Source organism: Nocardiopsis gilva YIM 90087 (assembly GCF_002263495.1).
Classification (GTDB): Bacteria; Actinomycetota; Actinomycetes; order Streptosporangiales; family Streptosporangiaceae; genus Nocardiopsis_C; species Nocardiopsis_C gilva.
The window spans coordinates 1,249,702-1,263,696 of sequence record NZ_CP022753.1; the positions used below are offsets into that span (position 1 = coordinate 1,249,702).

9 protein-coding genes are annotated in these 13,995 nt (G+C 71.2%); 3 read left to right on the forward strand and 6 right to left on the reverse strand.

All coding sequences use genetic code 11. The features are described from left to right. The first annotated feature begins 88 nt into the window (after positions 1–88). From CDO52_RS05985 to CDO52_RS05995, 3 genes are all read left to right on the forward strand, one after another. Positions 89–1,615 (forward strand): polyamine aminopropyltransferase, encoded by a 1,527-nt coding sequence (locus CDO52_RS05985; RefSeq protein ID WP_152471870.1) that lies wholly within the window; start codon positions 89–91, stop codon positions 1,613–1,615. A gap of 168 nt (positions 1,616–1,783) precedes the next feature. Continuing rightward, on the forward strand, positions 1,784–3,553 hold the full coding sequence (locus CDO52_RS05990) for a S1C family serine protease (RefSeq protein ID WP_094932246.1): 1,770 nt from the start codon (positions 1,784–1,786) through the stop codon (positions 3,551–3,553). Between the two features lie 565 nt (positions 3,554–4,118). Continuing rightward, entirely contained in the window at positions 4,119–5,429 is a 1,311-nt protein-coding gene (locus CDO52_RS05995; RefSeq protein ID WP_094932247.1) for a glycosyltransferase, read from the forward strand. Positions 5,430–5,528: 99 nt separating this feature from the next. On the opposite strand, the gene CDO52_RS06000 is transcribed toward CDO52_RS05995, so the two are convergent. The 6 genes from CDO52_RS06000 to lysX form a co-directional block, all read right to left on the reverse strand. Beyond that, positions 5,529–6,506 carry a DMT family transporter gene (locus CDO52_RS06000; RefSeq protein WP_033302139.1) on the reverse strand — a complete coding sequence of 326 codons (978 nt, stop codon included), beginning with the start codon at positions 6,504–6,506 and terminating at the stop codon, positions 5,529–5,531. 346 nt (positions 6,507–6,852) lie between these two features. Further along, entirely contained in the window at positions 6,853–8,340 is a 1,488-nt protein-coding gene (locus tag CDO52_RS06005; RefSeq protein WP_017621393.1) for a sensor histidine kinase, read from the reverse strand. Further along, positions 8,340–9,044: a response regulator transcription factor gene (locus CDO52_RS06010; protein ID WP_017621394.1), complete on the reverse strand. Its 705-nt coding sequence runs from the start codon at positions 9,042–9,044 to the stop codon at positions 8,340–8,342. Before CDO52_RS06010 ends, CDO52_RS06005 begins: the two co-directional genes overlap by 1 nt. Positions 9,045–9,259: 215 nt before the next feature. Beyond that, positions 9,260–9,472, reverse strand: a complete 213-nt coding sequence (locus CDO52_RS06015; RefSeq protein ID WP_152471872.1) for a hypothetical protein — start codon at positions 9,470–9,472, stop codon at positions 9,260–9,262. A 100-nt stretch (positions 9,473–9,572) separates the two neighbouring features. Further along, entirely contained in the window at positions 9,573–10,304 is a 732-nt protein-coding gene (locus tag CDO52_RS06020) for a DUF998 domain-containing protein (protein ID WP_094932248.1), read from the reverse strand. Continuing rightward, positions 10,301–13,729: a bifunctional lysylphosphatidylglycerol synthetase/lysine--tRNA ligase LysX gene (gene lysX, locus CDO52_RS06025; RefSeq protein WP_017621397.1), complete on the reverse strand. Its 3,429-nt coding sequence runs from the start codon at positions 13,727–13,729 to the stop codon at positions 10,301–10,303. The genes CDO52_RS06020 and lysX overlap by 4 nt, the downstream gene beginning before the upstream one ends. Positions 13,730–13,995: the final 266 nt, after the last annotated feature.

Genomic DNA, 13,995 nt, shown 5'->3' on the forward strand with positions numbered 1-13,995 from the left:
TGACGGGGCGGGCGCGGTGCCCGAAGCGGCCGAGGTACCCGAGGCCGCCGACGGTCCCGCAGCGGGCCCAGCGCGCGCCAAACTCCCGGTGCCGCCCCGCCTGGCGCGGTTCCTGGTGCTGTTCGCGGTGTTCGTCTGCGCCGCCTGCGGGCTCGTCTACGAGCTGGCACTGGTCGCCCTCGGCAGCTACCTGCTCGGCAACACCATCACCCAGGCCTCGATCGTGCTCTCGGTGATGGTGTTCGCGATGGGTGTCGGCTCCCTGGCCTCCAAGCGGCTGCAGGCCCGCTCAGCGCTCTCGTTCGCGATGATCGAAGGGCTGCTGTCCCTGATCGGCGGCCTGTCGGTGCTGCTGCTCTACGCGTCCTTCGCCTGGTTCAGCCTGTACGGACCCGCACTGATCCTCATCGCGTTCGTCATCGGCGCGCTCATCGGCGCGGAGATCCCGCTGCTGATGACGCTGATCCAGAAGATCCGCGAGGAGGACGCCGCGACGGCGGTCGCCGACCTCTTCGCCGCCGACTACGTGGGTGGGCTGATCGGCGGGCTCGCCTTCCCGTTCCTCCTGCTGCCGCTCCTCGGCCTGCCCAAGGGCGCGCTGACGGTCGGCGCGCTCAACGCCGTCGTGGGCGTCGCCGTCGTGCTGTGGCTGTTCCGCTCGGAGCTGACCCGCGGCGGGCGGCTGCTCCTGGCCGTCGGGCTGGCTCTGGTCGTGGCGGTACTGGCGGTGGCGTTCGTCGGCTCGGACCGCTTCGAGATGAGCGCGCGCGGGGCGCTCTACCGCGACCCGATCGTCCACGCCGAGCGCACCGATTACCAGGAGATCGTCGTCACCGAGGCGTTCGACGGCACGGACACCCGTCTCTTCCTCAACGGTGACCTGCAGTTCTCCTCGCTCGACGAGTACCGGTACCACGAGTCGCTGGTCCACCCCGCGATGACCGGCGAGCGCGGCGACGTGCTGCTGCTGGGCGGCGGAGACGGCCTGGCGCTGCGCGAGGTCCTGCGCTACGACGACGTCCGCCACGTCACCCTGGTCGACCTGGACCCGGCCGTCGTGGACCTGGCCCGCAACGACCCCACCATCCGCGACCTCAACGACGACGCGTTCGCCGACCCCCGCGTCGAGGTGGTGCACGAGGACGCCTTCAACTGGCTGCGCGACAACGGGCACGAGTACGACGCCGTCATCGTCGACATGCCCGACGGCGAGGACGTCGCCACCTCCAAGCTGTACACCGTGGAGTTCTACACGCTCATGCGGCACGCGATGGCCGACGGCGCGCTGGCCAGCGTGCAGGCCGGATCCCCCTTCTTCGCCGCCGACGCCTACTGGAGCGTGGGATCGGCCCTCAACGAGGCCGGACTGGCCACCACGCCCTACAACGTGGACGTGCCGAGCTTCGGGAACTGGGGCTTCTACCTCGCCGCCGACGGTGCGGCGCCCGATCTGGAGCTCTCCGAGGACCATCCCGACCTGCGCTTCCTGGACGACGCGGTGCTGGACGCCGCCCAGGTCTTCCCCAAGGACCGCCGCCCGGACGGCGCGAAGGCCTCCAGCCTGCTCCACCCGTACATCATCGGGTACCACGAGCGGGGCTGGGAAGGCTACTGATGGGCTCCGGGCGGTGCGCGGGGAGCGCGATCGGCACCGGACCGCGCACTCGAAACCCCACCTAGCCACGGTCTCACCCGGTTCTAACCTCCGGAGTCGATCCTTGAGAGTGATGGAGCTGAGCGGGGCGGCAGCCCCCGCTCCCGAGCCACTCGTCCGGAGGACCACATGAGCGCAAACGACCCCCACGGCGGTGTCCCGACCGGCGAGGGCCGCGACGACCGTGACCACCGCGATGTCCGCGACGAAAGCGCCGACGGCACCGAGACGACACCGGCGCCCAGTGCCGAGAACGACCCGAGCGCGCAGGACGCGCCGCGCGCCGACGACGCCCCCAGTGCGGCGAGTGCCGTCGAGGCCGCCGACGGGGAGCCCCGGAGCGCAGACGCCACCACCGACACCGCCGCCGACTCCTGGCGGTCGGCCGTGCCCAACCACCCGCCGCGCACGCAGGGCGTGCCCGAGGAGGGGTACGCCACGGGCACCGGAACCTTCTGGCACTTCGGCCAGCGACCCCCGCAGCAGCCGGAGTCCGCGCCGGGCGCACACGGTCCGGCAGGACAGCACAACCCGCAGACGCCGCCGTCGGCGGCGTGGATGCCCGGGGCCTCGACGACGCAGACGTTCGGCGCCGTTCCCGGTGGTCCGGGCGGTCCTGGCGGTCCCGGTGGTCCGGGCGGACCCAGCGGGCCGCACCCCGCCCCCGGCGGGTACGGCGGCGCCGGCCACGGTGCCCCGCCCGAGGCCGCGTTCGGGATGCCTTCCCCCGAACCCGGTCCGCAGAAGCAGGAGCGGCCGTGGGGGAAGAAGAAGCTGCTCGGAGCGGTCGCCGCGACCGCGGTGGTGACCAGCCTGATCGTGGGTCCCGCCGCCGCGGTCGCCACCACCTACTTCCTGGACCGCGGCGACGGCCCGGCCACGAGCTCGCTGACCAGCGGGCAGGCGAGCTCGGTGTCCACTGGCAGCGTCAGCAAGGTCGCGGAGAAGGTGCTGCCGAGCGTGGTGTCCATTCAGGCCGGAAACTTCGGTGGCAGCGGCGTGGTCATCAGCTCCGACGGGGAGATCCTGACCAACAACCACGTGGTGGCCGAGGCCCGCGGCGACACGGTCCTGGTGCAGTTCAACGACGGCAGCGAGGCCGAGGCGAAGATCCTCGGCACCGACTCGGTGTCCGACCTCGCGGTCATCAAGGCCAAGGGCAAGTCCGGTCTCACCCCGGCGACCCTCGGCGACTCCAGCAAGGTCGAGGTGGGCGCGGACGTCGTCGCCATCGGCTCCCCGCTGGGGCTGTCCGGAACGGTGACCTCCGGCGTGGTCAGCGCGCTCGACCGGCCGGTGAACACCGGCCGCGTCGGGCCGGACCAGCAGGAGCCGCAGGACCCGCTGTCCCCGTTCGGGTTCGGTGAACCGAACCGCGACCAAGCGCAGCCCCAGACCTCCACCGTCATCAACGCGATCCAGACCGACGCCCCGATCAACCCGGGGAACTCCGGTGGGCCGCTGATGAACATGAACGGCGAGGTCATCGGGATCAACACGGCCATCGCGAGCACCAACCAGTCCGGTGAGGCGGGTTCGGTCGGCCTCGGGTTCGCCATCCCGATCAACCAGGCCAAGCCCATCGCCGAGCAGCTGATCAAGCAGGGAAACGCCAGCTACGCCGCCATCGACGCCACGATCACCCGCACCCGCGACGGCAGGGGCGCGGCCATCGTCGAGACCGCCGAGAACGGCGCCGCCGCCGACGCCGGCCTGAAGCGGGGCGACATCATCACGTCGGTGAACGACAAGCAGGTCGACAGCCCCGATGCGCTGATCGCCGCGATCCGCTCCCTGCAGCCCGGCGACAAGGTCAAGATCGGCTACGAGCGCGACGGGAAGGCCGCCGACGTGGAGCTGACCCTGTCGGCCCAGAGCACGAACGGAACCGGTAGCTAGGCCTGCGGGCCGCCAAGCGGCCTCCGGTGCATGCCGTGGGGGACATGCGCCGGAGGCTGATCTTTTGTGCGCGTGGGAGGTGCCCGCGTCCTGACGACCCCGCCAGCGTGGCGGATCGGTGAACCGGACCGCGCCGAGGCACGTTAGGTAGGGCGGAAGCACCGCTCCTGCGGCCGCCCGGTGCCCCTCCGGCCACTCCCGCCGGGCGGTGGCCGATTGCGGTCGCGGCGGCCGCCTGCGCGTTCCTTCCTCATGCGCGGGCGGCCGCCCGCGCATGCGCGCATTGACGCCCCATTCGCCCAGGTCACGGGGTTCGCATCGAGGTCGGTCGCGCCGCGCGGCGCGACCTTCAACACCCTGTGCCGACCCGCCACCGGGATCTCCACCCGCAACACACCGATCGGGCAGTCCATAGAGTGGCCCATGCTCGCGTATCGTTCGCGGAACCAGGTGGTACTGAGCCGACTTCTCCGCGTCATCGCACGGATGACAGCGGGCCACCGGAGACGATCAGAATCGTGGCGCGCGCCCAATCCCCCACGTGCACACACCAGGAGATCCGATCATGGCCGTCACCGACTCCTCTCCCGGACACCGCGCAAGGACAGGGAGCGTTCCCCGGCAGCGCACCGGAACCGGCTCCGCACGTCTGCGCGTTCTGATCGGGACCGACACATACCCGCCCGACGTCAACGGCGCCGCCTTCTTCACCGCTCGGCTCGCCCACGGCCTGGCCGAACGCGGTGTCAACGTGCACGTCCTGTGCCCGTCGCCGGACGGCCCGCCGCGGGTGACCGAGCGGGACGGCGTGGTGGAGCACCGGCTGCGCTCCATGTCGTCGCTGGTGCACGAGTCCGTCCGGCTCTCGCTTCCGCTCGGCGTCCCGGGCCATATCGACCGGCTGCTCCAGCGGCTGCGGCCCGATGTCATCCACATCCAGAACCACTTCATTCTGGGCCGCCTGCTGATCAGCGCCGGGCGTCGGCACGGCATCCCGGTCGTGGCCACTAACCACTTCATGCCGGAGAACCTGTTCAACTACATGTACATCCCGCCCGCCCTGCGCAACGCGATCGGCACCTTCGCCTGGCGCGACTTCGCGCGTGTGCTGGCCGACGTCGAGCACGTCACCACGCCGACCCGGACCGCCGCCCAGCTCCTGCTCGACCAGGGCTACCGGCGCCCCGTCGAGGCGGTCTCCTGCGGCATCGACCTGTCGCGCTTCCACCCGTTCGGGGACAAGCCGAGCGGATCGCGGGACCGGCGCCGCTGGACGTCCAAGCGCGACCTCCGCGCCCACCTGGGCGTCCCCGACCAGCCCACCTACCTGTTCGTCGGGCGGCTGGACGAGGAGAAGCACATCGAGGACCTCATCAGCGCGCTCCCGCAGGTCACCGTCGAGGGCGCACAACTGGTCCTGGTGGGCACCGGGGCGCAGCGACCGCGGCTGGAGAAGCTCGCCGAGACCGAGGGCGTCGCCGACCGGGTGCACTTCCTCGGCTTCGTCGATGACGCGGACCTGCCGCTGGCCTACCGCGCCGCGGACGTCTTCGCCATCGCGAGCGTGGCGGAGCTGCAGAGCATCGCGACGCTGGAGGCGATGTCGAGCGGGCTGCCGGTCGTCGCCGCCGACGCCATGGCCCTGCCGCAGCTGGTCGACATCGGCCACAACGGTTATCTCTACGAGCCGGGGAGCAGCTCCGACCTGGCCAAGTATCTGAGTGAGATCCTGGCCTCCGACGATGAGCGCGTCCGCATGGGGCACGCGAGCCGGGAGATGGCGGCCCGCCACGACCACCAGCGGTCGCTGGACCGGTTCGAGGCGATCTACGCCGAGGCCGCGCGCGGCGGTTCCCGAACGCGGGCACGCCGCTAGGTTTTCGTCCCGCTCCCTTTCGTTGATCTCGGAGATAGTGGGGCAAAAATCGCCCGTGAGACCCCGATATCTCCGAGATCAACGAACAGGGACCGGCGGCTACCGCGAGACGGGTTCCTCGGCGTCCTCGTCCGCCATCGGCGGCTCCGATCCGAGGATCGGTGGCGGCGTGGCCGCGGCCTCCGCCCGGACCTCGGCGGTGGGAGGGCCGGTGTTCACGGCCGCCGCTCCGGTCGCGCGGCCCCGGGCGTGGGTGGCGCGGGCGAGCGTGATGACGCCGACCGCGCAGACCAGGGCCCCGGCCACCGCGACGGTCGCGGCCAGGGGGTCGTCGGGCAGCCGCTCGCCGAAGAAGACCACGCCGAGGATGGCGGCGGACATCGGGTCGCTGATCATCAGGGTGGCGTAGGCGAGCGTGAAGTGGCCGGTGCGGTAGGAGTTCTGCACGATCATGCCGCCGCTCAGTCCGATGACCAGGGCGAGGACGGTCAGCGGGCGCAATGCCGAGGCCGGGTCGTCGAGCATGCCAACGCCGACGAAGCGCGCGAGCGCGGAGGTGACGGCGAACCCGACGCCCCCGGCCAGGGCGAACGCCCAGGCCCGCGTGCTGGCGCCGCCAAAGCGGGCCACGAGTACGCACATCAGCATCGCGCCGACGCACACCAGCGGCATCAGCACGGTCTCGCGGCCGGTGAGGACGGGGTCCCCTGCGTGCATGGGGAGTGCGGTGAGCAGCGCGATCAGTCCGGCGGTCACGGCAAGGCAGCCGAGGACCTGGGCCACGGACAGCCGCCGCTTGCCGAAGAAGGCCGCGAGTACGACGGCGAACAGCAGGCCGGTGGTCTGGATCGGCTGGATGAGAATGAGCGGGGCGTGGACCAGGGCCAGCATGTGGCCGCCAATGCCGACACCGGTAAGAACCAGGCCGAGGAGCCAGCGGCGGCTGCGCATGAGATGGCGGACCAGGTGGACCTGGCTGATGCCGAAGGGAGCGCTCACCGCGGCCCGTTCCTGCAGTGCCGCACCCGCCGCGACAGCCAGCGCTCCCACGACGGCGATGATCACTGCCCACGTCATGTACGGACCTGCCCCTTCCCCTCACGACCGGCCCGCGTCGGCATGAGCTGCCACGCCTGTGCCCAGTTCCCATCTGCCTTAACGGCGCACTCTGGCGATCCGGTTCTCCCCAGCACCGGGATTCGGCCACTGTAGAAAGCAGGGGGTGGGGGAGGCCATGGACCGGAGACACCTCCGCGAAGGGGTGCAGGCACTACTTGCCCCTGACGGCCTGTTCCCTTCGGCCCCTGGTATGGTCGGCGACCATCCGCCGCGCACCTGCCCGGACCCGGCCGGAGGCGGAGGAGAGCGACGATACGGGGCAGATCGAGACTACCCGGTCGCGAGCACGGGCCGGGGCCGTCGCTTACGCACTCGGCCCCTCCGTAGGCCGCAATGGCGGAATGGTGAAACCGATCACAGCACCGCCGCCCTCCCGGTTATAGGCGATGACCTGGCCTCCGTGCGCGGTGGCGATGTCCTGGGTCATGGACAGGCCGAGGCCGGATCCGGACATCCCTCGTGCCGAGGTTGCGCGGTAGAAGCGTTCGAAGATATGGCCCAGCTCCTCCGGATCGATCCCCGGACCCCGGTCGCGGACTTCGACCCGGCCGTCCCGGATCACGATCTCGATCGGCCCGGTGCTGTCGGTGTCGAACTTGGCGGCGTTCTCCACCGGGTTGGACAGGGCGCGCTCCAACGCGTGGGGGCGGCCCGAGACCACGGTGTCGTCGGAGTCCACGACGATCTCCCGACCCGTGCGGCGCTGGGACCGCGCGGCCACGTTCTCGGCGATCTCGCGCAGCTCCACCTCGCGCGGTCGTTCGTCCTCCCGTGTGTCCGTGGCCAGCTCGACCAGCTCGTTCACCAGGTCGGTGAGCTCGCGCGTCTCGCCCTGGAGGTCGTCGATCAGCCGCTGCTGAGCGTCGGGGGAGAGGCGGTCGAAGCGCCGCATGACGGCCACGTTGGTGCGCAGGCTGGTCAGAGGGGTGCGCAGCTCGTGCGAGGCGTTCTGCACCAGGCGGTGCTGCTCCTCCTTGGCTCCGGCGAGGCGCGAGACCATCCCGTCGAACGCCCGGCTGAGCCGCCCGACCTCGTCCTTGCCGGTGGCCTCCCCATCCCGCGCGTCCAGGTCGAGGCGGCCGGTGGAGCTGATGTACTCGGCCGCTTCGGTCAGCCGCACCAGGCGCCCGGTGACGCGCTCGGCCACGTACCACCCGGCCAGCCCGGCGCCGATGAGCACGATGAGGCCGACCCCGGCGATCTGCGCGGCCAGGGTCCCCAGCAGCCGCTCGGTGGGGGAGAGCCGCTGGCCGATCTGGATCGCGCCGTTCCCGCCCCCGAGCGAGACCGTGGCGATCCGGTACTCCTCGCCGTTGTTGGCGTCCTGGCGCGTCCGCGCCACGCCGGGCTCCTCCATCACGGCCACCTCCCGGTCGGAGGCCCGGACGGGCAGGACCTCGACCTCGTCGCGGTTCCGCACCGGCCCGTAGATGGCGCCGCCGGGCGTGACCACCTGGAAGGTGAAGGAGTCGGAGTGCAGGAAGTTCAGCGAGCCGCCCCGGTCGGGAAGCGGTCCCACCGACGGACTCCGCAGGTCCTCGGTGAGGCTTTCGACGGTGGCCTGGAACTCGTCCTGGGCGTCGGCGCGGATCATGGCCGCCGCCGTGCTGTAGGCCAGCGACCCGATGAGCGCGATGACGACCGCGGCGACCAGCGCGAACGACACGGCGAACCGGGTGCCCAGCCGCCACTCGGTCAGGGGAGGAAGACGCCAGGGGAGCCTCCACCGGCCCCCATCGCGCTTGTCGGCGGCGGTTTCCGCTGTCGGGTGTCTCTCGGTGTCCATCACCATCACGGTGTCCGCGGACGCAGGGTGTACCCGACGCCGCGCACGGTCTGGATCAGCTGGGGAGCGCCCTCAGGTTCCAGCTTGCGGCGCAGGTAGCTGATGTAGACCGCGAGGTTCTTCGACTCCGGCCCGAAGTCGTAGCCCCAGATGCGGTCGTAGATCGTCGAGTGGTCGAGCACGATGCCCGCGTTGCGGGCCAGCAGCTCCAGCAGGTCGAACTCGGTCTTGGACAGCTCCACCTCCCGGCCGCCGCGCCAGACCCGCCGGGCGCCGGGGTCCAGCCGCAGGTCCCCCACCTGAAGGGGCGGCTCGGGCCCTTCGCTGTCGGACGCGGGAGTGACGCGGCGCAGCAGTGCGCGCAGCCGGGCCAGCAGCTCGTCGAGATCGAACGGCTTGGGCAGGTAGTCGTCGGCCCCGGCGTCCAACCCCGCCACCCGGTCGGGCGTCTCGACCCGCGCGGTGAGCATCAGAATGGGCGTGCGGTCGCCCTCGGCCCGCAGCACCCGGCAGACCCCCAGCCCGTCGACCCCCGGCATCATCACGTCCAGCACGAGCAGATCCACCGGCTCGGCATGGACGGACGCGAGGGCCTCCACCCCGTCGCTCGCCGTCCGCACCTGGTACCCCTCGAGTTCCAGGGCACGTTCCAGGGACTCGCGAATGGCGCGGTCGTCATCGGCGATGAGCACGGTGCTGGAGGGCGTCATGCCTCTATGCTTCCGCATCTGAGTGAGACAACGGTAAGAGGACACGACGAATCACGTATGACCCGCGCCTGCCCGACGCTCGGTCTGTCTGGTCCCGCTCACAGGTCCGGCGCAGCACTCCGTGGCGATCCCTGCCAGGAGGCCGGAAGGTCCGCTTCCGTGGACGCGAAGCCCCCGGCGGAGTCCTCCGCCGGGGACGGACGTGGGCAGTGTGATCACCCGAAGAAGTGGACCCAGAAGCCGTCGAACTCGCCACCGGAGCATTCGTAGCCCGTGGGACTGCCTGCCAGGTCGGGAAGGACCACTCCGCCGCCGGCGAGGCACTCGGCGGCGGAGATGAACTGTTGGGCGGAAGCAGGGACGGCGACCGACAAGGAGAGGGCTGCGACGCCCGCGGCGATCAGCACGGCGATAGGACGCGACAACACGCTTCTCCGATCCCACAGGGGGATTTCGACACTACGGTGAGTGTCCTCAAGCGCGTGACGGGAAACCTCGCGTGCCGACCTGGTCACTAGCTTTATCGGTTCATGCCCTGTGCAGTGCCTCCGGATCACGACGCCACGGGCGCGGCAGCGCGCCGACGGCCACCAGCCACGCCGCCACGGCGCCGATCTGGACGCGCTGGGCGATGCCCAGGCCGTCGACCGGTTGGCCGCTGCCGAGCGCGAGGAGGGCCAGGACGGCGACCATCGCCGCCAGTTGTACGGCGAAGAGCGCCCACATGAGCACGGCGGCGCGACTGCCCCGCTCGTGCAGCGCCAGCGCCCCGGCCCCCACGAGGGCGGCGGCGCCCGCGATCGCGCTGGAGTAGGCGTGGGCGGTATGGGCGGCCGACAGGTCCCCGGCGCGTTCCTTGGCCGCGCACACCGCGTCAGCCGACACCATGCAGTCCAAGGTCAGAAAGCTGTCGGCGAAGGTCGCGGCGCCGAAGAGGAGCACGCCGAACCAGAGCACCGAGGACCAGCGTCCCCGGCTTCCCCCCGAAAGTCCGGCCAGGGCGCAGACCATCGCCAGCACCCCCGACACCCGGTCCGCGCCGCGGAACAGCGCACCGAAGGGGGCGTCCGCCGCGGACAGCTCGCTGAGGAAGCTCACCACCGGGTCGATGCCGGTGGGCAGGACGAACTCCGCCAGCCACACGCTGTAGCAGACGGCGGCGGCGATAGCGGCCACCCGGCCCACCAGCGCCGTCGCCCTGCCGTCCGGGACAGGCGAACGCGTCCCCGCCGGGCCGCCGGACGTCCCGGCGGAGCTCACCGTGCTCCGGGCCGCACCAGCGGGAACGGCAGGGTCTCGCGGATGGTCAGGCCGGTGATCATCATGATCAGCCGGTCGACGCCGATGCCCAGGCCACCCGTGGGCGGCATGGCGTACTCCAGCGCCCGCAGGAAGTCCTCGTCCAGCTCCATCGCCTCGGGGTCGCCCGCGGCGGCGGCCAGCGACTGGGCGGTCAGCCGCTTGCGCTGCTCCACCGGGTCGATCAGCTCGGAGTAGGCGGTGCCCAGCTCGGTGCCGAACGCCACCAGGTCCCACTTCTCGGCCAGCCGCGGGTCGTCCCGGTGCTGGCGGGTCAGCGGGGACACCTCGGTGGGGAAGTCCATGTAGAACGTGGGCCGTTCCGTCTTCTCCTCCACCAGGTGTTCGTACATCTCCAGCACGATCTCGCCCCGGTTCCACCCCTCCTGCAGCGGAACGCCGTGCCGCCCGGCCAGCGCGATCAGCTCCTCGACCGGGGTGTCGGCGGTGACCTCGGTGCCGGTGGCCTCCGAGATCGCGGTGTTGATCGGGATCGCCGGCCACTCGCCGCTGATGTCGACCTCGCTCATCGACCCGTCGCCGTTGCGGCGGCGCAGCACCGGCGCGCCGTTGGCCGCGATCGCCGCCTTCTGGATCATGTCCTGCGTGAGCAGGCGCATGTCGTTGTAGTCGGCGTAGGCCTGGTAGGCCTCCAGCATGGTGAATTCCGGGTTGTGCTTGAAGGACACGCCCTCGTTGCGGAACGTCCGGCCCAGCTCGAAGACCTTCTCCACGCCGCCCACGCACAGCCGCTTGAGGAACAGCTCCGGCGCGATGCGCAGGTAGAGGTCCATGTCGTAGGCGTTGATGTGGGTGGTGAACGGACGGGCGTTCGCGCCGCCGTGGACCGGCTGCAGGATCGGGGTCTCGACCTCCATGAACCCGCGTCCGACCAGCGACTCGCGCAGGCTGTAGATCGCGGCGGTACGCGCGCGCAGGGTCGCGCGCGCGTCGGCGTTGACGGTGAGGTCGAGGTAGCGCTGGCGGACCCGCGCCTCGGGGTCGGCCAGGCCTCGGCGCTTGTCCGGCAGGGGGCGCAGGCACTTGGCGGTGAGCCGCCATTCGGTGACGGCGACCGACGGCTCGCCGCGGCGGCTGGTCGCCACCGTGCCCCGCACTCCCACGTGGTCGCCGAGGTCGGTGTCGTGGCGCCAGCGCTCCATGCCGTCCGTGCCGGTGGCAGTCGCGGTCAGCATGAGCTGGACCTCGCCGCTCCAGTCGGAGACCGTGGCGAAGCAGACGCCGCCGTGGTCGCGGATGAGCGTCACCCGGCCGGTGATCGACACCTCCGTGCCGCTGTCGGTGTCCGGGGCCAGGCCCTCGGCGAGGGAGCGGGCCGCGGCGCAGGTGTGCGTGCGGCCGAAGCCCACCGGGTAGGGGTCGCGGCCGTCGCGGCGGATGGCGTCGATCTTGTCCAGCCGGACCCGCATCTGCTCGGGCAGGTCGGCGCGCTCGGCGGCCACGGGATCGCGGTCGTCGAACTCCGTGGCGGTCTTGTCGCCCGCCACCAGGCCCGCGACGCCCTCGCGCTGCTCCGCTGGCACCGAACGGGGGGCGGCGATGGACGGCCGCTGCGCCGACCGGCGGAAGAGGGTCGGCAGCCGCGGCGCGGTGACGAAGCCCTCGGCGATGGCGGAGGCCAGGCCCACCTTGGCCAGGTCGCGCGCCTCGCCGAAGCAGAGGAACCGCGGGTTCCACACCGGGCGGTACTTGACGTTGGAGCGGTACAGCGCCTCCAGCTGCCACCAGCGGGAGAAGAAGAGCAGCAGCCCGCGCCAGGCGCGCAGCACCGGCCCGGCGCCGATACGCGCCCCTTCCTCGAAGGCCGCGCGGAACACCGCGAAGTTGAGCGAGACCCGCTGCACGCCTAGACGCGGGGCCTGCTTCATCAGCCCGGAGACCATGAACTCCATGAGCCCGTTGTCGGCCTCGCGGTCGCGGCGCATCACGTCCAGGCTCAGCCCGGTGCAGCCCCACGGGACGAAGGACAGCACGGCGGCCAGACGTCCGTCCGGGGCGAGCGTCTCGACCAGCACGCAGCGCCCGTCGTCGGGGTCGCCGAGACGGCCCAGCGCCATCGAGAAACCGCGTTCGGTCTCGGTGTCGCGCCAGGCGTCGACCCGCTCGATGATCTTCTCCATCTCATCGGCGGGGATCTCGGAGTGCCGACGGACGCGCAGGGTGTACCCGGCGCGCTCCACGCGGTGGGCGGCCTGGCGGACCACGCGCATGGCGCGGCCCTCCAGGGTGAAGTCGCCGACGTTGAGGATGGCCTCGTCACCGAGCTGCAGGACGCTCAGCCCGGCGCGGGCATAGGCCTTGGCGCCCTCCTCGCCCGCGCCCATGACAGCGGGCGTCCAGGCGTGCTCCTCGGCCTCGTCGAGCCACGCGCGGACGGCCCCGCCCCACGCTTCGGGATCGCCGATGGGGTCGCCGCTGGCCAGACTGACCCCGGCCACGACGCGGTAGGTGACGGCGGCCTTGCCGCTGGGGGAGAAGCGGACCGTCTTGTCGTGCCGGGTGGCGAAGTAGCCGAGGGAGTCGCGCTCGCCGTGCGCGTCGAGAAGCGCGCGGATGCGCGCCTCGTCGGGCAGGGTCAGTTCGGCCTTGGCGCGCTGCGACTTGAACAGCACCAGCACCGCGAGCAGCAGGGCGATGGCGCCGAACAGGCCGAGGGTGAGGTTGACCCAGCCGGGCGCGTTGCCCTCGCGGCCGACCGTGAACTGCAGGGCGCCGCCCAGCACCTTCTCCACCGTCCACAGGAAGCGGTTGGTGCCCGGGGCGATCGATCCGGGGAACATCTCGACCAGGCCCCAGCCGAGCAGAACGCCCACGCCCAGACCGGCGCTGAGCACGCCGAGCGCCTTGAACAAGGACCCCGGCTGCACCTTCGCCCGGAACGCGTCGCGGGCCGCGACCAGCAGGGCGAGCAGCAGCGTCATGATGACGGTGTTGGGGACGATGAACCAGTAGATCCAGTCGACCTCGCTGTCGGTCATGCCGATGAGCAGCAGGCTGGCCAGCACGAGGTAGTCGAGGACCACGATCAGCGCCAGGTAGATGAGCGCGATGCGGTACGCGACCTTCTTGCGGGAGGCCAGGGCGCCGGCCAGCAGGCCGAGGAACACCGCGTAGGCGAGGTTCGGTGGCGCGGGGACGAGGATGACCTCGATGAACTCGGCGATCCCCTCGGTGCGCGTGCGCAGCGGAAGTGACAGCGCTCGCAGTGCGCACAGCACCGCGATCAGGGTCAGCACCGTCGCCAGAATGCCCGGGATCGCCGCTTTGACGCGGTGCCAGGCGGTGGCGCGCGCTGCTGTGGCCGCGTCGGCACCCCCGTCAGGCTGCTTGCGACCGGGCTCCGCCGGGCGGGAAATGACGGTCAACGATTACCCCCAGTTATCGTTGAACTGCTTTTCGTAATGAGACTCCACTGGGTCCACTGCGGACCGGTACTGCGTTGGTCGAACCAAGCACCAGGATTACGCACGTGAGGCGGGGACGGCCTCATCCGTGCGGCGGAATCCGGTGGCCGAAAGTATGCACATCCAAAATCGCCATCATGGCGGGCGTGTGGTCGAGAACGAACAACAGGGCAACCATGTAGGGGTAAAAGGTGATCGCCGGAATCGGCGCTGCGCCGGTCCGGCAA